This window comes from Marinobacter sp. UBA2688 (genome assembly GCF_002352785.1).
In the GTDB taxonomy this organism is placed as follows: Bacteria; Pseudomonadota; Gammaproteobacteria; order Pseudomonadales; family Oleiphilaceae; genus Marinobacter; species Marinobacter salarius.
The window spans coordinates 405,588-426,527 of the sequence record NZ_DELU01000010.1 but is presented as its reverse complement, the minus strand read 5'-3'; the positions used below and the strand labels follow the sequence as shown (position 1 = coordinate 426,527).

At 52.4% G+C, this 20,940-nt stretch carries 23 protein-coding genes; 20 read left to right on the top strand and 3 right to left on the bottom strand.

All coding sequences use genetic code 11. The annotated features are described in order from the left end of the window. The first annotated feature begins 169 nt into the window (after window positions 1–169). From B3M52_RS06710 to B3M52_RS06665, 10 genes are all read left to right on the top strand, one after another. Entirely contained in the window at window positions 170–694 is a 525-nt protein-coding gene (locus B3M52_RS06710) for a hypothetical protein (RefSeq protein WP_075196069.1), read from the top strand. A 272-nt stretch (window positions 695–966) separates the two neighbouring features. After that, the gene (locus tag B3M52_RS06705) at window positions 967–1,848 is read left to right on the top strand and encodes a hypothetical protein (protein ID WP_143743852.1); all 882 of its coding nucleotides are present in this window, start codon (window positions 967–969) and stop codon (window positions 1,846–1,848) included. Between the two features lie 65 nt (window positions 1,849–1,913). Continuing rightward, window positions 1,914–2,369, top strand: coding sequence for a GNAT family N-acetyltransferase (locus B3M52_RS06700; RefSeq protein WP_075196067.1), 456 nt, complete (start codon window positions 1,914–1,916; stop codon window positions 2,367–2,369). A gap of 66 nt (window positions 2,370–2,435) precedes the next feature. Next, window positions 2,436–2,744, top strand: a complete 309-nt coding sequence (locus B3M52_RS06695) for a hypothetical protein (protein ID WP_075196066.1) — start codon at window positions 2,436–2,438, stop codon at window positions 2,742–2,744. A 101-nt stretch (window positions 2,745–2,845) separates the two neighbouring features. Next, window positions 2,846–3,133 (top strand): hypothetical protein, encoded by a 288-nt coding sequence (locus B3M52_RS06690; protein WP_075196065.1) that lies wholly within the window; start codon window positions 2,846–2,848, stop codon window positions 3,131–3,133. A gap of 125 nt (window positions 3,134–3,258) precedes the next feature. Beyond that, window positions 3,259–3,975: a hypothetical protein gene (locus B3M52_RS06685; protein WP_143743850.1), complete on the top strand. Its 717-nt coding sequence runs from the start codon at window positions 3,259–3,261 to the stop codon at window positions 3,973–3,975. A 119-nt stretch (window positions 3,976–4,094) separates the two neighbouring features. Continuing rightward, window positions 4,095–4,442 (top strand): DUF3024 domain-containing protein, encoded by a 348-nt coding sequence (locus B3M52_RS06680; protein ID WP_075196063.1) that lies wholly within the window; start codon window positions 4,095–4,097, stop codon window positions 4,440–4,442. 121 nt (window positions 4,443–4,563) lie between these two features. Further along, on the top strand, window positions 4,564–5,217 hold the full coding sequence (locus B3M52_RS06675) for a hypothetical protein (protein ID WP_075196062.1): 654 nt from the start codon (window positions 4,564–4,566) through the stop codon (window positions 5,215–5,217). Between the two features lie 104 nt (window positions 5,218–5,321). Then, window positions 5,322–5,681, top strand: a complete 360-nt coding sequence (locus tag B3M52_RS06670; RefSeq protein ID WP_075196061.1) for a helix-turn-helix domain-containing protein — start codon at window positions 5,322–5,324, stop codon at window positions 5,679–5,681. Window positions 5,682–5,790: 109 nt separating this feature from the next. Then, on the top strand, window positions 5,791–6,003 hold the full coding sequence (locus B3M52_RS06665) for a hypothetical protein (RefSeq protein ID WP_143743848.1): 213 nt from the start codon (window positions 5,791–5,793) through the stop codon (window positions 6,001–6,003). A 477-nt stretch (window positions 6,004–6,480) separates the two neighbouring features. Here B3M52_RS06665 and B3M52_RS06660 read toward each other — a convergent pair whose 3' ends face one another. Beyond that, window positions 6,481–7,524: an IS110 family transposase gene (locus tag B3M52_RS06660; protein ID WP_286749153.1), complete on the bottom strand. Its 1,044-nt coding sequence runs from the start codon at window positions 7,522–7,524 to the stop codon at window positions 6,481–6,483. A 303-nt stretch (window positions 7,525–7,827) separates the two neighbouring features. Between B3M52_RS06660 and B3M52_RS06655 the strand changes: the two genes are divergently transcribed. From B3M52_RS06655 to B3M52_RS06635, 5 genes are all read left to right on the top strand, one after another. Further along, on the top strand, window positions 7,828–8,031 hold the full coding sequence (locus B3M52_RS06655) for a hypothetical protein (protein WP_143743922.1): 204 nt from the start codon (window positions 7,828–7,830) through the stop codon (window positions 8,029–8,031). Between the two features lie 321 nt (window positions 8,032–8,352). Then, a complete protein-coding gene (locus tag B3M52_RS06650) occupies window positions 8,353–9,960 on the top strand; it encodes a hypothetical protein (protein ID WP_075196926.1) in 1,608 nt (535 codons plus the stop codon). A 288-nt stretch (window positions 9,961–10,248) separates the two neighbouring features. Next, on the top strand, window positions 10,249–10,392 hold the full coding sequence (locus B3M52_RS06645; protein WP_075196939.1) for a type II toxin-antitoxin system RelE/ParE family toxin: 144 nt from the start codon (window positions 10,249–10,251) through the stop codon (window positions 10,390–10,392). After that, window positions 10,392–10,685 carry a HigA family addiction module antitoxin gene (locus tag B3M52_RS06640; protein ID WP_068436756.1) on the top strand — a complete coding sequence of 98 codons (294 nt, stop codon included), beginning with the start codon at window positions 10,392–10,394 and terminating at the stop codon, window positions 10,683–10,685. Before B3M52_RS06645 ends, B3M52_RS06640 begins: the two co-directional genes overlap by 1 nt. A gap of 92 nt (window positions 10,686–10,777) precedes the next feature. Beyond that, the gene (locus B3M52_RS06635; protein ID WP_075196925.1) at window positions 10,778–11,104 is read left to right on the top strand and encodes a DUF2834 domain-containing protein; all 327 of its coding nucleotides are present in this window, start codon (window positions 10,778–10,780) and stop codon (window positions 11,102–11,104) included. A 145-nt stretch (window positions 11,105–11,249) separates the two neighbouring features. On the opposite strand, the gene B3M52_RS06630 is transcribed toward B3M52_RS06635, so the two are convergent. After that, complete coding sequence (locus B3M52_RS06630; protein ID WP_075196924.1) at window positions 11,250–13,331, bottom strand: putative bifunctional diguanylate cyclase/phosphodiesterase; 2,082 nt, start codon at window positions 13,329–13,331, stop codon at window positions 11,250–11,252. 377 nt (window positions 13,332–13,708) lie between these two features. Here B3M52_RS06630 and B3M52_RS06625 point away from each other — a divergent pair, with 377 nt between their 5' ends. After that, window positions 13,709–15,112 (top strand): pectin acetylesterase-family hydrolase, encoded by a 1,404-nt coding sequence (locus tag B3M52_RS06625; RefSeq protein WP_075196923.1) that lies wholly within the window; start codon window positions 13,709–13,711, stop codon window positions 15,110–15,112. Between the two features lie 58 nt (window positions 15,113–15,170). Here the strand turns inward: B3M52_RS06625 and B3M52_RS06620 are convergent, their stop codons facing one another. Then, the gene (locus B3M52_RS06620; RefSeq protein ID WP_075196922.1) at window positions 15,171–15,842 is read right to left on the bottom strand and encodes a hypothetical protein; all 672 of its coding nucleotides are present in this window, start codon (window positions 15,840–15,842) and stop codon (window positions 15,171–15,173) included. Window positions 15,843–16,054: 212 nt separating this feature from the next. Between B3M52_RS06620 and B3M52_RS06615 the strand changes: the two genes are divergently transcribed. The 4 genes from B3M52_RS06615 (at window position 16,055) to B3M52_RS06600 (ending at window position 20,923) form a co-directional block, all read left to right on the top strand. Beyond that, window positions 16,055–16,384 carry a hypothetical protein gene (locus B3M52_RS06615; protein ID WP_075196921.1) on the top strand — a complete coding sequence of 110 codons (330 nt, stop codon included), beginning with the start codon at window positions 16,055–16,057 and terminating at the stop codon, window positions 16,382–16,384. A 74-nt stretch (window positions 16,385–16,458) separates the two neighbouring features. Further along, window positions 16,459–18,420: an aconitate hydratase gene (locus B3M52_RS06610; protein WP_075196920.1), complete on the top strand. Its 1,962-nt coding sequence runs from the start codon at window positions 16,459–16,461 to the stop codon at window positions 18,418–18,420. A 41-nt stretch (window positions 18,421–18,461) separates the two neighbouring features. After that, window positions 18,462–19,340, top strand: a complete 879-nt coding sequence (gene yghU, locus B3M52_RS06605; protein WP_075196919.1) for a glutathione-dependent disulfide-bond oxidoreductase — start codon at window positions 18,462–18,464, stop codon at window positions 19,338–19,340. Then, a complete protein-coding gene (locus B3M52_RS06600) occupies window positions 19,340–20,923 on the top strand; it encodes a PQQ-dependent sugar dehydrogenase (RefSeq protein WP_075196918.1) in 1,584 nt (527 codons plus the stop codon). Before yghU ends, B3M52_RS06600 begins: the two co-directional genes overlap by 1 nt. Window positions 20,924–20,940 lie beyond the last annotated feature (17 nt).

The following is a 20,940-nucleotide window of genomic DNA, read 5'->3' as shown; positions in this document are numbered from 1 at the left end:
CTGGGTGAAATATGGCCATTGACGCTTATTTTCAGACTGGTCAGTTGTTGAATGTTTTAATTTATTGAAACTAAAAGAAAATTATGGTCAATGACACCTAGGGTGCATGGAAATAGGCGCGTTTTGGGTAAATGTCATTTGTCGTTGAATTAGCTGTTAGGAATAGACGATGATTGAAGAGCCTGACTGGAAAAAGGGAAGTATTCACTCGGCTGTGCCGGTAGAGGTCAGAGCGCTCATTGGTTCGATCGTAATCTTTCAGGGTTCAATCGAGTTCGAACTAAGGGGTTGCATCTCTGACCTCCTGAAGATTGATAAAGATACTGTGCTGATCCTGACCTCAGAACAATCATACAAGCAATTGATGTCACTTCTATCATCTTTGATGATTAAAGAGCTGGGTACTCAGAATCAGCTTTACAAAGAATTTGCGTTTGCCGCTGGCAAGTTGGATGAGTTTGAGGCATTTAGAAACAAGGTTGCTCATTCTCATTGGTCGCATAGTCTGGAAGATATGTCGTTACAAGAGCGAGCTGCTAGGCACAAATCAACCTCAAAACGGAAGCAGGGCTTGAAGGTTTCTGTTGAGGAAATAGGCGCGGATCAGCTAACTCTCGAATGGCGGAAAGCATTTTTCTATCTAGGGGAGTTATTTAGCCGTGTAAGAAAAGTTGCTGCTGGCCATAGTTCCTAACAAGCGCAGGCACGGCGACGCCCACTACATTGCGCCTGCGCGCATGCTGCAAGCGTTATGTGGGCCACGGTTTGCAGCTTCCAATAAAGGAAAAGTATGAGTAAGAAGCCATTTCAGCGTATTACATTTGTTCAGCTTTCTGATAAAGGCAAGTCTGACGCAATGCGCTGCGATCGATCGGATCTCGATGTTGGCGATTATGTTGAGGCTGAATGCTAAAGCGGCGACTAATATTCGGCGCTATGCAGCGCTGAGGCATGCAGAGGTTATTTATGAGCTATATAATTGCATTTGTCTCTTTTTCAGATTCAGCCAAGGAGTATCCAGTTCAATGTTTTCGCACTGACTTGAAGACTGGTGACGAAGTTCTCGTGCGCAAAACAGATAATCAAATGATAGCAGCGAAAGTTTCACTTTTAAAATATTTAAACTGGGAATGTAGTGCGACGATAGAGTGCCGAAAAGATGAATGCAGCCTAGATAATAGTGGAAATTTTGTTTTGCCCAAAGGCTTTCCCCTGAGTTATGGGCTAGCTAGTCCTGAAGTTTTCATTAAAGCATTAAAAGCTGCAGGGTGGGTGCCATTAAAATCAAGGCAGCGGATGTACAAGGCTGTTCTTGCAAATACAAACTCAACCGACATTTCCTATATCTTCGTAAGAAAAAACGGCGTAGATATACAGATTCTTCCTAGGACAGACAGCAACACGATAAAGCCATTTGGCTGGTACGAAGGCTCCTTAACTGAAGGAAAGGTTGTCCGACATGCGTTAGCCCATACGTCTTTTAACCTGTATGAGGGAATCCTTCGTTTTTCAAAGAGTTTCCTCAGTGACGAGAAAGACTTAGAGCGTTATTTCGTTCCTCAGGGGGCTAAAGACAAAAGAACAAAAGAGCTAAAGAAGTTAGGGGCTAGAGAGAAAGCGAGTGTTCAGTATGTTGAGTATGAAGATATCGATGGCTGGACCATTCACAAAGAAATAGAGGTCGGTGATCCTCATGGGAGGTTAGAATATCTGAAGGAACGATTGGCTAAAGGTTCCATAAAGAATTTGAAAGTAAAGTTTGGAGATAAAGTGCCTCGGGATCACTTTATGGGAAACTCAGATGCGTATTGGTATGGTCCAGCCGAAGCAATATCCGGAGACTTTTAAGCTGAATTTTTAAACCACATAACCAGTGCATCAACATGGCCGGCGTTAGTATTTTTAGGAAGTGTATGATTCATCCTTATAAAAGAGAATATAAAGCACGTTGTTTTGAGATTTTTAATGAGCTTGATGGCTGGTTTGGTAGTGAAGAAATTAATTCCGACTATGCTAACCAACTAAGTGAAGATGGGGCGTTCGTCGAAATCGTAGATGGTCGAATTGAAGGAGTTATTTCAATTGATTGGCACTTCGAATCTACAGCAGAAATTTATTCAATGGCAATAAGCTTAAAGAATCATCGTAAAGGCTTGGGAAGGAAGCTGATGCTTTCTGCTGAAAATCTTGCAAAAGAGAAAGGCTTTGACTTCCTTCATGTCAAAACTTTGGGTGATGAAGTGCCGCACCCAGGATATAAGAAAACTAGGGCATTTTACGAAAATTATGGTTTTAAAAGATTATTCCAGACTAAAGACCTTTGGGACGGATTACCGACTATGCTTTACGTAAAATCAATAGAATACTAACAATAATAAGCACGGCGACTCGTAAACTCGCGCGTGCTATAGGCGTTATGAATCTGGAGAATAACTATGGATGTGAGGGAGCGTCGGCAGAATCCACCAATGCAAATGATGGTGGACAGCACAAAAGGTAAAAATCCAGTTCCCACGGTATTGTTTTTTACATTCAAGATTTTAGGCTTAGTAATTCCCATGCTCCCTATTTATCTTGGTTACAAGCTATTCCTTCTGGGGGTCACTGGAGAAGCGAGCATCGTCGTAGATGCAACAACTATCAAGGGGCAGTTGCTCAATGCGGCACCAGGCTTATTCTTCGCCGTTGGTGGAATAGTTGCTTTGATCGTTGCCATCGTCAAAGGGGTCAAGTACCAAGGATGATCATAACAAGGCCAGGCACGGCGACGTCTACTACATTGCGGCTTCGCCTCCATTCCGCAGCCGCGCATGCTGGCTGGCGTTATAACTATAGGGGAGAGGCAATGAAGTTCACGAAGAGTAGTTGGCTTTTGGTTGGAGCTACAATCCTTGTCTCCTTCCCGGTTCTGTCGGATATGTTCGTGCCGAGTCCGTCTTGCTATCAACCGAGCAAACCTTACCAGTTCAATTCTCAATGGGAACTGGACAATTTCAATCAGGAAGTTCAGGACTACAAAGCGTGTATCTCTGACTTCGTTGAAGAACAAAATGAGGCGGCTAGGAATCACCAACAAGCTGCGAGCGATGCAATCGATGACTGGAATCGTTTCGTCGATTACGAGCTGAATTGAAAGAGGTTATAACAAGGCCAGGCACGGCGACGCCTACTACATTGCGGCTTCGCCTCATTCCGTAGCCGCGCTGCTGGCTGGCGTTATATAAAAGAAACCCACGTTATCAGAGGAGCGAAGAATAGGTGCTACTAGACAATCCAGCAGCACGGCTTCTTGCCATACTGCAGCAAGGAAGCGAGCATAAAAATGAAGCAAACTGCCGAGGCGTTTGGACTGCTCTTCTAGACACTGGAGGGAACAACACGCTTTTGATGTCTCGCCTGGGTAAAGTCATGAATTTGCCCGCCGAGATCATTCAAACGCTCGATCAAGAATTTCCTCACCAGTCTGGCGCTCATGCTCATTGGTCAAATCAAGTTAATAGAGGTTTTATGGAGCAAAACCTCAATGGTCGCTGGGACACATTTAGCAAGTTCATCGATCAACACACACTTTCGTACCTCAGCCTTTCTGCAGATCTTCTTCAAAGTAAAGCAAACACTTCACTCCTAAACGAAACTACTCTGCAAGACACACGAGATAAAATCGACGGCGTTCTTAAAGACGTTTTGGAGAGTGATTTTCCTGATGAAATAAAAAACTACCTCGTTAGGGGACTTCAAAGAATTATTGTCGCGGTTGATGAATACCGAATCTCCGGTGCCGCGCCGATCTTGGATGCCATGGAAATTACGCTTGGCCATGCGTTCTTTGATGCCGAGTATCGACGTGCGCTTACTAATACTGATATTGGCCGGACCATAGTTGACGTCCTGGCTTCAGTGGCTTCTTCTATTACTATTGCCGTCGGGTTACCTCAGCTTCCCGAGACATTTCAATTGTTACTGGGAAACCACTGAAGTGGGAATCATATATAACAAGGCCAGGCACGCGACGCCCACTGCATTGCGGCTTCGCCTTAGTTCCGTAGCCGCGCATGCTGGCTGGCGTTATGTGGGCGTTCCCATAGAGAATCCATATGGCATTCAGTGAGTTCGAAGCAAAGAAAATTGAGCGGGCCGCTTCTGAATTTCTTGAAGACCGGAGGCCGCCAGTCGAGATCAGACCCAAGTTAGATCTCGACGTTCGAGTTTCCGGCCAAAGCGTGCAGATTGTCGAGATTCGCCCTCATTTCCGCGAGCTTTCCACGATCATTGAGTCGCCGGTGGCAAAAGCTACCTACATCAAGAAATCTCAACGCTGGAAAATCTACTGGATGCGCAGCGATCTGAAGTGGCATTCATACACGCCAGAACCTGAGTCACGGTCCATCGAGGAATTTTTTGCTATCGTGAATGCTGACGAGAATAGCTGTTTCTTCGGGTAGCACATAACCAGTGCGTCAAATACGTTCCGGGCCTAAAGGCCCTCCACCGGGCGGCTTTTGCTCCGCTTCGCTGCGCAAAAACCGCCGTTTACGCAGGCGTTAATCAGAAAGGGGATGTCAATTGACACGCATATTACTAATTTCGCTCCTTGCAGTTCTGGGTGGCTGTACAACAGTTCAGTACAACGGCTCTCCTTCAGCCATGAAAGATGTGGATTATCCTCCGGTGGGCAAAGAGGTTACGGCCTATGTCGGGGATCATATGGTTGAGAAGGGGGTGATTTACGAGGAGCAAGTACTTTACGTTAAGCAACGTGTAGATGGAGCGCTATACGACATTCCCAGTTATGAATATCCTCAGGTCGGGTTTGATGACAAACAAGACTTTTTCTCAGCCATAGGTGTGATTAGAGGGGCATTGTCTGATCCGATTGAAGCGTTAGCGGTAGGTAAGGCGGAAGGGAGCCAAGTCTGTGTCATTACGACTCTGGGTGGCAGTGCTTGTTACGACGCCGATTATGAGAGACGCGGTCGAGTAGCCGAAACCAAGAATAGCTTTCAGCAAACACTGATCTATAGTGGTCGCGTAGGAGACAAGATCAACATTGGATATCGGGAATTTAGCAACAACAGTGCTCGGCCCGCCTTTAATAATGAAGTGGAATACGATTTGAGTGAATCAAAGCGCATAGGTTACAAGGGGGCCCAAATCGAGGTCTTGGAGGCTGATAACAGCAGCATTACATACGAAGTTCTACGAAACTTTCCAGATTAACGAGGCCATCAAATACGTTCCGGCCTTCGGCCTCCACCGGACGCCCCTGTCGGGCCGCCGTTTATGGCTGGCGTTAAATTCAAGAACTTTTGGGACAACTAAGGATGGATTCAAGTCTTGCGTTGCGAGAAAACATCAAGAAGCTGATGGCCCTGAAAGGCTTCAGCCAGAAAACGTTGGCTAACAACTCGGGCGTAAGTCAGAAAACCATTAGCAATCTCGTAGCCAACAACGGGGTTCTGAAATCTCCGGCCGTTTCCACTGTGGAGTCAATTGCTTGCGGTCTTGGGGTGAACCCAGTTGAGCTCTTGAATTACGAAAGTACCGCCGTCTCCCCAACACAAGACGATCCATATCGCGACCTTTCGTGTTTAATCCGTGACTTTATGGCGGCGGATTCAGAAGGAAGAAAGGCTATTTTGCGGGTTGCCCGCAACGAAGCCATCCATGCAAAGCAAATTTAACAAGGGGCTATAGTACGCGGCCGATGGCTGCCGGACGCCCTTTAATTGCGGCTTCGCCTCCATTGCAAGATCACGGCGCGTGAGCCGGGCGTTATCTGAAGGTTCCGATATGGCAGAAATAGACGATGATGTGGAGAGGGTTCTTGCAAACGAACCTCATCTCACTCGTGCTGAGGCTATAAAAGTTGTTACCAAACATTTTGAAATTGCCCGAGCTAAAAAGCAGTGTAAGAAGAGGCAACGTGCCAGGAAAAAGGGAAAAAACAAACCATCCAAAAGCAGTATCCGGGCTGTATCTGGCGGAGCCGTTTCACCTCGTTGAGCTTGCAGATCTAACACATATGAGCCTTCTCGGATTCAATAGGCAATAGTCATTTTTTTGGCCGCGCTAGCGGCCAACCTAAACCCATGAGCGAGAACGCCTGCTTCGTCAGTCTCGCGGAGCTGTCAGGCACTTACAGCAAACACATATAGGGGCTCTCTTACGTGGCTTTAGGCCACAGCCTGACCGGTCGTTCCATCGGTAGGTCAGGGGCACCAGACATTCATCGGTTAACCGGTCACTGGCGCTATTCAAGCGTCGGGCTGCATGGCTCCAGTTAGTGTCAGGCTCAGAACCGGTGTAAGCGCACTGGCTCATGGTATTAAGGCACGCCCACGGGCTGGCTAATCAAGTCGCTCTGGCTTCAACATCGGTGACAGAAAACCGCTTGGGTATCGGGTACCAGTCAGCGGACTTGCAGTCTTCGGTGTCATCCTTTCTGATCCAGTTAGACGTCTTGCTCAGCCCGTGGCGTGACTAACCTTTCAGGAACCGTTGTTCATCGAACACCCTTTTGTCTTTGAGCATGAAGTACACCGCACGTCCCAGTTTGTGGGCCACAGCCGACAGAGCTTTGGGTTTGTTCATCCGCTTCTGAAGCTTTTCAACGTAGCGTTTGGCCTTGTCGTTGTTGCGAATAAACAACACGGCTGCTTCAGAGAACGCCCACTTCAAATGAGCATTGCCGATCTTGTTGCCCTGGGTGCCGTAGATCTTGCCGGCGGATTCGGCTTTGCATTTCACCAGGCGAGCGTAGGACGCGAACTTCTGAACGGATTCGAAGCGTTGAATATCGCCAACTTCGTAGAGAATGGTCAGCGCCAGAATGCGACCTACTCCGGGAATGGTCTTCAGCACGTTGAGTGACGCCGGGTCGTGTTGTTTGGCCTGCTGCTCCAGATGCCATTCAAGCTTTTTGAGTTCGTGCTGATAGCAATCGACGATCGCCAGATCCAGGTCGATGTTGCGTTGAACGTCTGGATCGCTAAAAGCAGCGGTGAGTTGTGACCGGCCGCCAGGGTTGTTGAGGTTGGCTTTGCTGGGTGGCAGATTGTACTGGCCCAGAGTATTCACCGCGTGGGCCTTGAGCATGGCCCCATGACGGACAATGCGAGTCCGGCGGCGCAACAGATCGCGGGTGGCCCGCATCTCCTTGGGATAGACGTAAGCCAGCGGGAAATTACCACCGCGCATGAGCATGGCGATCTTGAAGGAATCAATACGGTCGTTCTTGGTTTTGCCGCCATGGATCGCCTTCATGTAAAGCGCATGGCCCAGAATGAAGTTGATGCCGTGTTCTTCGCACAGGTCTGATATCCAGTACCAGCAGTGCATGCATTCGACACCCACGACGAGATCATCGCGAAAGGGTTCCAGCAGCGCCAGTAGCGGTTCCGGGCGGGCTTTGATTTCCTTGTGCAGCAACACCTCGCCTTGTTGGTCGATGATGCAGACATACAGGCTGCGGGCGTGCAGGTCGATTCCACAATAATGGCGGTGGGTGCTATGGTAAAAGTTCATTGAGTCTTCTCCCTTGTAGAGCTTGGTCGCCTTCCAGCTTAGCGGGCAACCGCTGGGCTGGGGAGAAGGCTCAATCAGTATCAAGCCGCTCAATGGTGACGCCGCAGGCGGCGCACATTAGCGGAGCGTTACATGCCTATGAAACTGTTAACTTGTATATTTCTATCAGCACTTTGCAGCGGCGTTTCCGCTGGGGAATGCCTAGAGTCGTCTTCCCGAAAGCACGAGGCCGTCACGATTACTCTAGATTCCGACCCAGCTTCCGGTATGTATCACGTTAGGGCGCCCCGGGAATTCGATGGCATGGAGCTAAAACTGCTGGTCTTGTCGGCTACGATGAAAGGTACAGAGGAAGGCAAGGAAATATCTCTGCCGCTTGCGATCAAAACCCGGGGAGAGCTTACCGGTAGTTATTTTCATATGCCTAGCAATTGGCTCAATGTGCGTGTCGCCGCCAACTACGGCGAGGGGTTGTGTACCGAGCTTGTGACAGAATTCAGCATGTAACAAGTGCGTCAAATACGTTCCGGGCCTGAAGGCCCTCCACCGGACGGCCTTTTCTCCGCTTCGCTACGCAAAGGCCGCTTATTTCAGCGTTAAATCAGTAGTGATATCGAAGCCGGGCGGTAAGCAAGGCGTCATCCGGTGACTAGCCTCCGCCGAGGCTGTGTTTGAGAGGCTATCGCTTGGTTTCTTTGATCAGCTTGTTGATTCGGTTAAGGAAATTGATGACTGGGATGAGCGCTCATCAGTGCCCTGTTGGCCGATAGGCGTTTCGTGCTTCTGCATGGACCGGCTTCTAACTTCTAAATACTGTCGAGGGAAATGATGTCTAAAGCCATTGTCGCAACTCTGTTGTTAGTCGTGTCGTTAGTATTGGCTGGCTGCGCGCTGAGTTATCACGAAGATCTTGTTTCTGGCCTGCAAGATATGGGCCCCAACCCCTATATCACTGAACCCGAACTACAAGACCTTGAGGGAAGAATTCGGACCATTGCTATGGCTGAATACTTACTTGGCGAGTCCTACGCTCTCACCTTCGGTCCTCGCAATGACGCCATCATCAGTAACTTCCAGGCTCGTTTTAACAAGCAGGAAATGATGGAGGCTATCAACCTTGTTCGTGCCGGTTATGGTCCGACAGTAGCGGCTCGTTACCCTCATGTCGATTCACAGACGGAATGTACTCTGGTGGATAGTGGCGCTTTTATAGTCAACCAGGATGCGGCTCCGGATCAGTTCGATTGGACCTTTATTAAAGGGCGATGTGTCGACGGGCTTGCTCACGGGGTTGGTAAAGCGGTCGATGAAAAACTTAACGCGCAATTTGTGGGCCGGTTCGAGCAGGGCGTAATGATTGAGGGGGTGTTTACCATGACACTGGAGGATGGTAGCCCAATTATCCAGCTTGGCGATGCTCCAGGCGAGGCCCGTATCGCCCGTCTTCTTACGACGGAGTTCCATGAAAACGGTTTTCAGTGGCATCGATACGGTGACTATAATGACCGGGCGCAGAGACACGGTTTTGGTATAAATATCTGGGGCCATAGCAACGCGATGATCGTCAAGTCCATTGGCGAATTCAAAAGCGGGCGACTGGACGGGTTTGGTGCCATACAGAGACCCAGACCGTGGGGGGGAGGTGAAGTATTGAATGTTTGGATCGGCCATTTTGTGGAGGGAAACCTGAATGGCGCGGGGGCATGGACGAATGGCATGACAGGTTTGACTGTTGGCTACTGGGAAGATGGCAAGCGCAACGGCAAGACATACGGAGAAAGTACGGCGCCTGACGATAACAATGAAGCCTATGTAGGAACTTATTTGGACGGCAAACGGGATGGCGCATTCAGGGTACGCAGACAGGCCATGTTGGGTGGAAAAACAGGTGAGTTCACGGAATTTTATGCCAATGGCCAATTGATCGATGATGGCATCGAAACGAGCGGAGGCGATGATTTCGGGAAGTTTGTAGCATTGGCTGCTGGTGCTGCGGTGGTCGGTACATCGGGAATTTCAGATACCTCCAAAGTCGATATTGGCAGTGCGTTTGCCGCCGATGTGTTGGCCGGAGGTGATGGCAAAAACATGAATGCAATGCAGCAGCAGGTGGCTCAGGGAGCAGGAAACGTCAATCAGACTGTTAACAGTGATGATGAAGGCGTTTTTCGATTAAGTTGCTATGCCCCCGGGAATTTCATTTGTGTCGACTATAAGCTTAACAGTCGCAGTAAAAGTGAGCAGTTCAAGGCGCAGTGCTCCCAAGGTGGCAATAAATTGATTGCCAGCTGTGACAGTTCGACCCGCCAGGCTATTTGTCGTCATCAGAGTGCGATAGGGGAAACGGATACCCATGACTACCTCTATGGTTCAGAGCCGGAGCAAGTGAAGGAGGCCTGCTTGTCAACCGGTGGACAGTTCAGAATGATTGAATAGCCGGCTCCAGTGAAACAGCGTTTTAGGCGAAAGAACTTTCTCGGGAATGCCACTGCTATCAAAGTGTGCTTTCGGTATTTGTTGGCAGATATCGTGGCTTACTTGGCTGCACGAATAGGCACAATCATCCAATGATGCAGGGCTCTATGAGAGCCACTGGGTTTAAATGTTTTTTCCATCCACGACAGGCGGTTTCCGCCGGGGATCATCGACAAAATTTACTAAGCTGAAAATGGTTAAGCTAGATGGGAGCATGTCACTCTGGATACCGCCACTTCGGTGGAAGACATGGATATCCCTGGTTTTCGGCTTCATCCATTGAAGGGTGGAGACAAAGGGCGGTGGTCGATTCGGGTTAATGGAAATTGGCGCATGACGTTCGAATTTCAGGACGGCAACGCCTACATTCTTGATTATGAGGATTATCACTGATGACTATGCATAATCCGCCGCATCCTGGTGAATTCATACGGGAGGTGTATCTGGAGCCTTTCGGTATCAGTTCCCGTCAGCTTGCGTCCAGCCTGGGGGTCTCGCCCTCCACATTGTCTCGACTGCTAAAAGGGGATAGTGGTATTAGCCCGGAAATGTCGCTTCGGCTATCCAAGGTTCTCGGGCGCACTCCTGAGAGCTGGTTGGCGATGCAGGACATGTATGACCTTTGGGTAGCCCGAAACACGGTCAACCTAGATGGAATCCATCCTCTGGACTTCGAAGCAGCTTAACCAATGGCTGTTGTGGGACGCGCCTACGCTGGCGATCCGGCACGCCGCGAAGCCAGGGCGTTATATTTCTTAAACCTCAATCAAGGAAGATCATGAGAGTATCGACTTTACCCCTAATCATTCTCTGTCTGTTCATGGGTTTTACCTTTTGGGTAATGGCCGGAGCAGAGCAGTCGCTTTTAGCTTTTGGCGTTCGGCTCATGTCCAGCCCGGACACAGCCCAGGTTGTTATTGATCTCTACATTCTCGCTGCTTTGGCCTGTGTCTGGATGTACCAGGATGGTAAAAGTCGTGGCAAAGGGCTGGGCTATCTCATCCCGTTTTTTATTCTGACAGCAGTGTTTGTGTCTGCCGGCCCGCTGCTATATTTGGTGCTGCGCGGTGGGCGCGGGCCTGAAGCCGAAGCCAGCAAAATATAATCAACCGCATCAGTACGCGGCCGATGGACGGCACCTGCATTTCTGCGTCGATATAGGTCCCCTTGCGGAACAGGTGCATGAGCTGCATCGTCGTTTCCACAGGACATCGTAGTCAGCATTGGCATTCTCATGCCGCTCCGCTCATCTAAGTAGCGAGAGCTGAATCAGTATGTTTGGTCATGTGAGCAATCTTCTCAAGCAACGCTTCTGGCGAGGCAGGCCGCGCTAACAGGTATCCTTGCAGGGTATTGCAGCCAAGCTGGGTCAATAGCTCTTGTTGTTCTGCTGTTTCAACACCTTCTGCGACAATCCTCATACCCAGTGTTTTGCCCAGAGCAATGATTGCCTGAATGATTGCTTCATCATCGTTGTCCTGGGCCAGTTCGGTAATAAAGCCGCGGTCGATCTTCAGCTCATTGGCAGGCAAACGTTTCAGATAGAGCAGGCTTGAATAGCCCGTACCAAAGTCATCAATGGAAATGGACACGCCAAGCGCAGACAGCTTGTTCAGCACTTTGAGGCTTGCCTCAGCATTACGCATGGCCGTCGTTTCGGTGATTTCTAGCACCAGGTTCGACGGGGCCAGGGAGTGTTTCTTCAGTGTATCGCGAACTACGTCCACCAGGCTGCTGTGTTCCAGTTGAACTGCGGAGAGGTTGATCGCCATGCTCCAGTCATGATGGCCCTGGTCTTGCCAGGCTTTCATTTGCCGGCAGGCCTCATCGATGACCCAGTTACCAATGGGCACGATCAGCCCCGAGCTTTCCGCCAACGGCAAGAAACGATCCGGTGGCAGGAAGCCATGATCCGGGCTTTGCCACCGCAGCAGCGCTTCGAATCCAGTCATGGGGCCATTTGGTGCAATAAATTTGGGCTGATAATGCAGAACCAGTTCGTTGCGGGTGACGGCATGCCGCAGATTTTGCTGCATCTGCATCTGTAGGTGCACATCGGCGTTCATGCCGTGCTCAAAAAAACAGTAGCCGTTGCGACCCTGCTTTTTGGCGTGGTACATCGCTGCGTCGGCATTCACCATCAGCTCATGTTCGGTTTTACCATCCTGGGGGTAAATTGCGATGCCGACGCTGGTGGAGATGTGAAGGGGGGTATTCGAGGCCTCGTAGGGTTGCTCGATGGAATCGATTAATCGTTGCGCAAATACGGCGGAACTTTCCGGTGAGCTTGGCTCCAGTAGAAGGACAAACTCGTCCCCCCCAAGCCTCGCGGCTGTATCTCCTTCACGTTTGTTGACGAGCAGGCGGTTCGCCACGTCCTTTAGTAACAGATCTCCGACATGGTGCCCGTGCATGTCGTTGATCGCTTTAAAACCGTCCAGGTCCAGAAACAGCACGGCGAATTCACTGTTGTTTCTCTCGGCCCGGTGTATCGCCTGTTCCAGCCGATCACCCAACAGAACACGATTTGGTATGCGGGTCAGGTTGTCTTGCAGGGCGAGCTTGATAAGTTCGTTATTGGCGTCATCGAGTGAGTTGGATAGGCGGCTTGTGCGCACATCCAGCATTGACACGATGAGTGCGATGGCGAACACCGACAGGCTGACAATGATGACCAGCACAGCCAGCCACTTTGTATCAATCCCGCTGTTGGCCGCGCCACAGAAGCTGTCGATCGGAAATTTGGAGGCAGCCATTCCCGTATAGTGCATGCCGATAATGGCGCATCCCATAACCAGGGCCGCGCCAATGCGGCTGAAGGTGGCGCGCTTGGTTTCTTCCCGCAGTCGAAAGGCCAGCCAGAGCGCTGCTGTGGACGCGACAATGGCGATAACGACGGATAGCCCAACCAGCCAGGGTACATAGAAAATATACGGATGCATGAGCAATGCTTCCATACCGATGTAGTGCATGCTGGCTACGCCCAGGCCCATCAGTAAACCGCCCGACACCAACCGGCCCCAGGGCAGCGTGTCCTGACAGACCAGGTAAAGGGCGAACGCAGAACAAGCAATGGCGATGACTAATGAAAGCAGGGTGAGGGGAACGTCGTAGCCTAGTTCGATGGGAAGGCGAAAGGCGAGCATGCCGATAAAGTGCATGGACCAGATGCCAAAGCCCATCGCGATGGAGCCGCCAATCAGCCACAGGACGGCTGGGCGACCGGATGCGCTGGTTACACGGCTGGCCATATTCAGGGCCGTATAGGACGCAAGGACGGCAATGATAATAGAGCAGGCGACCAAAACCTCGTTGTAACTGCTTTCCAGCATCAAATATTCCCTTAATGTAATCGCTGAATAAAGCGAACCACAGTCGCCTGGTGTTAAACCCTGCCTGCCAAGTGTTGATCTAAATATCTATTTTAATTTAGAAAGTTAGTTTCTAAATAGTGCCAAATTGTTATGTTTTATGTCGTGATGAAAGTGCTCTTAGTCCCATTGGGCCAATATTAAGTAGGCAGTAGAGTGGGTAGTTCTCTCCAATTCAGTCATTTCCTTTACATTTTTCAATAACGCTATTACCGACCATTTTTTAGGACAAATGGTTCTACGGGCATTTATTGAAATGACAGTGTGTCACGTCTAGTTTCGATTCAGGGGCTGAGCTTGATTATCGCCTGCGCCCCGATAACAACAATCAAGGAGGAATGCCTGTGAAAACCAGCATCATGAACCAACTGCTAGCTGTTCTTATTCTATTGGGTGTCACAGGGCCGGCAATGGCCGAACTGGGGGATTACGGTTTCTGGCGAACGCTGGGGAACCTTGTCAGTCCACCAGCAGCTGACAACCCCGTTACGGCGGCCCAGCGTCAGGGTGACTATCCGCTACTGGCTAACCCGGCGGGTTTCAACGATGGCTTTTCGCCGGGCAACTATTACGCCTGGCAAACCATTCTCCTGGCGCCTGAAACCGGTGCTGTCTGTGGTAACGGCTCTGAGTACAAATTCTTTGTGAACCGCGTGCCGAATACCAGTAATACCATTATCTATCTGGAGGGGGGCGGTGCCTGCTGGGACTATGAAAGTTGCTCGGGCCAGACGGGTATCCGGGGAGCTCGCAATCCGGATGGCATCCCGGATGACTATATGAGCCTGACGAACCCGAGCGCCAGCCTGGTCAGCCCGTTTGTGGTGCGCTTGAACCCACTGACATCGGTCAAGACCCAGAACTGGAACATGGTTTATATTCCGTACTGCACGGGCGATGTCTACTCCGGTGACAGGGTGGCCGTGTACGAGGACCCGGAGGGTGAAGCTGAGCCATTGATCTGGCATCACAATGGTCTTCGCAACACCCGCGCAGCCATTTCGTGGGTGAAGGATAATCTGCAGCGGCCGAAGCAGTTGCTAACGACCGGATGCAGTGCCGGCGGCCTGGGCAGTTTGACCAACTACCATCCGACCCGCCGTGATATGGAGCCGAACCGGGGGTACATGATCAACGATTCCGGGCCGGCCTTCAGTGCGCCAACAGGTTCGGACCCGGACACTTATCCGTCGGTGTTGCTGCAGTCGTTTATCCGTAACGCCTGGGGGCTGGACCAGCCCAACGGTCCGCTGGAATACCTCAGCGACGGGCTTCCACTGATGAACCTGAATGATCTCGGCTCATTGTATACGGCCCTTTCTGCAGAGCTGCCGAATGATCGGATGGGGCATACACACTTCTGGCAGGATCTGAATTACTCCTCATATTCCTATGAGCGTTTCTATCCGGAAATCGAAAATGCGCCGGATCAGGCTACCAAGGAGGCGTTGATCCACGAGCGCTGGTATACGGATACAGAACGCCTGAAGGGCACCCTGTCCAACCTGAATAATTTTGGGTACTACCTGCCATGGTTCCGCGATGTGAACGAGAGCCACTGCACCACCATCATTGAGTTTGCCAACTCAGACATTCAGGAAGCGGGACTGGAGCTGGACGACTTTGTGGCCAATGTGTTGAACGGAAGCGGTGCAGTCATGCAGGCCTCTGAAACCGATCAGCAGGCTGACTACAACAAGCCGTTCAATCCGCTCTATTGGGCACTTGATCAGCTTCTGTAGAACATTGGGTATCAGGCTCTTCGGAATCGGGGAACTTGCCGATAGGGATGGTGATGCGCTATTGAGGCGCATCGCCATTCTTGTTGGCAGCCACACGGGCTTCCAGCAATCGCTGACGTAAGTATTCGTTGCGGGTCAGTCCCGCAGGCACTTTGTCCATTGCCATCACCTCTTTCACGATTTGTTTCTCCTGCTGCTTATAGGCTTCAAACTCCGGCCTGGGTTTGGCCAGCCATTCTTCTTTGCGTGCCTGCGCAGCGGCATTCTGTCGGTCAATCAGGCCTTGCAGGGCCTGTTTTTGAGCGGCTTCGTCTTCGATCGTGAGTTTCGTCATGGCAATGCGGACCATCAGGCTCTCTGCTGCGCTGACCTGTCCCTTGCGTTGGTAGTCGGCCAGGCGCTGTTCCAGCATCGCTGCCTCCGCCGCGCGCTCTTCCGAAGACAGGCCATCGGCTTTCGCAAAGAAGGTGTGCAGTTCTTCCTCAAAGTCGAGCCGATTGGCCAGTTTCAGCGTTTCCGGGTTTTCCAGTAAAGCCTGTTGCTCGGCTGTGAGCCCGCTGCTCTGATTCTGGCTGGTCGATTGCGGCTCTTGAGTCAGTGCCTGGGTAGCTTGCGGGTTGCTGATGGATTTTGCGGTATCGACAGAGGGGGCCTTCTGGCTCAGCCAAAAAGAAACACTGGCCGTGAAGGCAACGATACCGATGGCAGATGCGAGAGCAATTCGTTTCATGGCAGTCCCCCTTGTTATTATGACCCTGATTCCAATTCAGGCTTGGCCTGGTCCAGTAAACGCGACAGGTAATCACTATATTAGCGCAAACCGCTGTAGGCGTAGCTAACGTTCCCAAGCACTGGGGAGTTGATCTCCCCATACGGGCCTTAATCTGTCTGCTACAGTGGCAGCGCACTTACATCCATTGTTGGTCCCAGGAGAAAAGCCTCATGAAGCCAACCCTATGCGTTTTCGTCGTTCTGACTGTATTCAGCCTAAATAGCTGGTCCCAGGAGGTCGATTACGATAAGCGCAACCTGCACATCTTTTGCGCCTCACATCTGAAGATGCTCAGCGGCACACTTGATGAAGGAGGCGATGAATATAAGGCACTGATGTTTATGTCCGGTGTTCACCGGGACGAGGCAACCGGGATGGGTGCCACGGAAAAGCACTTCGGCGACGTGACCACCTATCTGAAAAAAGTACGCAACACCAGCAAACCCAAGTGGAGTAGCCTGACGTCTCGAAGCAAGGAGCTGTGTTTTCCCCAGTCCTGACGACAGGGTTGGCCAACGGGATCTATAGTGAAGGGCATGAATGTCTGAAATCTGGCTCGCATGGAGGTCATCCGATGACGAAACAGACGAAGAATCAACCGCGCAATGTTGCCACGAAGCTGATCGAGTCACACCTGGTGTCGGGAACGATGAAGGCCGGCGAGGAAATCGGGCTGAACATCGATCAAACGCTGACCCAGGATGCAACCGGTACCCTGGTTATGCTCGAGCTGGAGGCCATGGGGCTTGGCCAGGTCAAAACTGAATTGTCCGCGCAGTACGTTGACCACAACCTGCTGCAGACCGACAACCGCAACCCTGACGATCACCTGTTTCTGCGCAGTGCCTGCGAGCGGTTCGGCCTGTGGTTCAGCCCGGCCGGGTCCGGCGTCAGCCATCCGGTGCACATGGAACGCTTTGGGAAACCTGGCAAGACCCTTCTTGGCTCCGACAGCCATACCTGCGCTGCCGGTTCGCTGGGAATGCTGGCAATGGGGGCTGGCGGTCTGGCTGTCGCCATGGCTATGTGTGGAGAGCCGTTTTATCTCAACATGCCCAAGGTCATGGGCGTGAAGCTGACCGGGAAATTGCCGGATTGGGTGAGCGCCAAGGATGTCATCCTAGAAATGCTTCGCCGCCACGGGGTGAAGGGCGGTGCCGGGAACATTATCGAGTATTACGGGCCAGGCCTGAAAGGGCTGTCCGCGATGGACCGCCATGTGATCGCGAACATGGGGCAGGAGATGGGACACACCGCTACGGTGTTCCCGGCGGACGATGCGGTGCGGGATTTTCTCAGGCAGCAACAGCGGGCAGACGATTTCCAGAGGCAGGAAGCCGACCGCGGTGCCACCTACGACCTGCATGACGAGATTGATCTGGGAAAACTGGAGCCGTTGATTGCACTCCCCAGCAGTCCAGGGAAGGTGTTTCCGGTGAGGGAAGTGGCTGGCGAGCCAATCTACCAGGCCTATATTGGGTCCTCTGCGAATCCTGGCCTGAGGGATTTTGCAGTTCCTGCGATGATGGTCAAAGGCCGCCAGGTTCGCGAGGGAGTATCTTTCGATATCAACCCCACATCGCGTCAGGTTCTGGAAAACCTGGTTGAACTGGGTCATCTTACCGATCTGCTCAGCGCTGGGGCGCGCCTGCATCAGACCGGCTGCAATGGCTGCATTGGCATGGGGCAGGCGCCGGCAACGGATCAGATCAGCCTGCGCACTGTTCCGCGGAATTTTGCCGGCCGTTCGGGTACCTCTGAAGACAAGGTCTGTCTGTGTAGCCCCGAAACAGCCACGGCCTCTGCCTTGACCGGCGTGATTACTGACCCACGTGATCTCGACATGAACTATCCTGTGTTCGACGAGCGCAGCACCTTTTATGTCGATGATCGCAATATCCGCCCGCCGGCGAAACACCCGGAACTGACCGTGGTGGAGAAGGGGCCAAACATCAGCACCCTGCCGACATTTGAGGCGCTGCCTGACTCGTTGAAGGCGCCGGTTCTGCTCAAGGTTGGTGACGATGTTTCCACCGACGACATCCTGCCTGCCGGCTCCCGGATACTGCCGTTTCGCAGTAACATTCCTGCCATCAGTGAGTTTACTTATATCCGGCTGGACCCGACCTATCCGGAACGGGCAAAACAGCATCAGGACACGGGCTCTCTGATCGTTGGCGGTGACAACTACGGCCAGGGGTCAAGCCGTGAACATGCGGCGCTGGCTCCCCGTTATCTGGGCGTGCGAGCAGTGATTGCCAAGAGTTACTCGCGCATACACTGGCAGAACCTGTCGAGCTTTGGTGTGTTGCCTTTGAGCTTTGTCACTCCGGAGAACTTCGATAGTATCGAGCAGGGCGATGAATTATCGATTGAGGGGCTGGTTGAAGCATTAAAAGCCGGGGACAGCATTGTTGCGAAAAACACCCGTAACGGCGAACGTTATGAACTGACGCATGAACTCAGCGAGCGTCAGGTCCGTATGGTTATAGAAGGCGGACTGCTGAACATGATGCGCCAGGAACTGGCCGCGTGAGGCCTTGTTACCAATAGATCCACTAAATTGAGGAAGAATGAATGACCGATGATACCTACACGCCCCCGAGAGTCTGGAAATGGGATGCCGAGAGCGGCGGAGCCTTCTCACAGATCAATCGCCCGATTGCCGGCCCCACTCATGAGAAAGAGTTACCGGTAGGGGAGCACCCGTTTCAGGTCTATTCACTGGCGACCCCGAATGGCGTGAAGGCCACGATCATGTTTGAGGAACTGTTGGCCAAGGGCATCAAGGAAGCGGAATACGATGCCTGGCTGATCCGCATCACCGAGGGTGAGCAGTTTGGCAGTGGTTTCGTGAACGCGAACCCGAACTCCAAGATCCCGGCAATGATGGACCACACCCACAAGCCGGCCGTCCGCGTGTTTGAGTCCGGCTCCATCCTGCTTTACCTCGCTGAGAAGTTTGGCGAGTTCCTGCCGACGGACATTGTGGCGCGCACGGAAACCATGAACTGGTTGTTCTGGCAAATGGGCAGCGCGCCGTTCCTGGGCGGTGGGTTTGGGCATTTCTACGCCTACGCACCGGAAAAATACGAGTACCCGATCAACCGCTACACCATGGAAGTGAAGCGCCAGCTGGATGTGCTGGATCGGCAACTGGCCGATAATCGCTACATTGCGGGTGACGAATACACCATCGCAGATATGGCGATCTGGCCCTGGTATGGCGCACTGGTGAAAAACAAGGTGTACGAAGCGGCGGAATTCCTGGAAGCGCATACCTACAAGAACGTGGTGCGTTGGGCCGATGACATCGCAGAACGCCCGGCGGTGAAGCGGGGGTTGATGGTAAACCGCACCTGGGGCGAGGAGAGCAGGCAGTTGCATGAGCGGCACGATGCCAGTGACTTCGAGTTGCGCACCCAGGACAAGCTGGAGCCTTCCGGAGAGAAGTAATGGCAGCATCGGTTGGCTGGGGCAGGGTGGTGCTGGCGTTCATCGTCGCGTTGATTGTGGGCTCGGTGCTGGGCAGCCTTGTGCAAACCCAGTTCAATCTCCAGGCGCTGGAAGGCCTGGGGGTTGAAATCAGTATGGCGACCCGTTTGCAAACCACAGCCCAGGATCTGCTGAACTTTGCTCCTTTGTACGCCATCCTCTTCGGGCTCAGTTTTCTGTTCTCCCAGGTTGCCGCGTCTCTTGTGGCTCGGCTGGCTGGTCCTTCAGGCCGTTTGTGGTTGTGCCCGCTTGCCGCGGCGATCGCGCTGTGGGCGACTTTTCGGATTGTGGATGCATTGGCGCCCATGCCTACGTTGATCGCTGCCACACGGGATATGGGTGGACTGTTGGCCATGCTGGTAACGGCTGCTCTCTCTGGTTTGTTGTTTGCCGTTCTGGTTTCTCGTTTGCCCCGCAAAAATGGCAAAGCCTCGGCAGCGCCTGTTGCGATGTTGCTGATGGTTGCCGGGCTGACGCTGCCTGAATCTGATGCCGTAGCGGATGATGCGCCAGGCTATGCGATTGAAGCCGTGGCCAGTGGCCTCGAGCACCCCTGGTCACTGGCGTTCCTGCCCGATGGGCGAATGCTGGTTACCGAAAGGCCGGGACGGTTGCGAATGCTGACGGCCAACGGCGACCTGATGCCGGAACCGCTGGATGGTGTGCCGGAGGTTTTCGCATCCGGCCAGGCAGGGCTGTTTGATGTGCTTCCCGCCAGGGACTTCGAGGAGAGCCGACAGATTTACCTGAGTTATGCCTGTGGCACCATGGATGCCAATCACACCTGCTTGGCCAGGGGGCAACTGGGAGAGCAGGGCCTGGAGAATGTGAGCGAACTATTCCGGGTACAACCGGCCAAGAAGGGCAGCGCTCATTATGGAGGGCGGATGGTATGGCTGCCGGATGATACGCTGGTGTTAACCCTCGGAGACGGTTTCGACTACCGCGAGCAGGCCCAGCGCCGTCAAAACCACATTGGCAGTATTGTGCGCCTTAACCCGGATGGCAGCGTGCCGGACGACAACCCTTTTGCAGGGCACGACACCCACCAGGGTGAAATCTACAGCTATGGTCATCGCAATGTGCAGGGGCTGGCCTACGACAGCGAACAGGGCCGGCTGATTGCTCATGAACACGGGCCCCGGGGTGGTGATGAGATCAACGTTATTCGCCCGGGCGCCAACTACGGTTGGCCGGTCACCACCCATGGGCTGGACTATACCGGCGCGCGGGTAACCCCGTTCGAGGAGCGTGAGGGCGTTGAGGCGCCGCTGCTGCATTGGACGCCATCCATCGCTCCTTCGGGCATGACCGTTTACACCGGCGATCTGTTTCCTCAGTGGCAGGGTGATCTGCTGGTTGGCGGGCTGGTGACCCGGCAGGTGCATCGTGTCCGGTTGGCGGACGGCGAAGCAACGGAAGTGGAAACCCTGTTCGGTGAGCTGGGCGAACGCATCAGGGCCGTCGTAACGGGCCCTGACGGTTCGGTTTATCTGTTAACGGATAATGCTGACGGACGTGTTTTGAAAGTTACACCAGACTAGAGCGAGTGTCTGGGCCT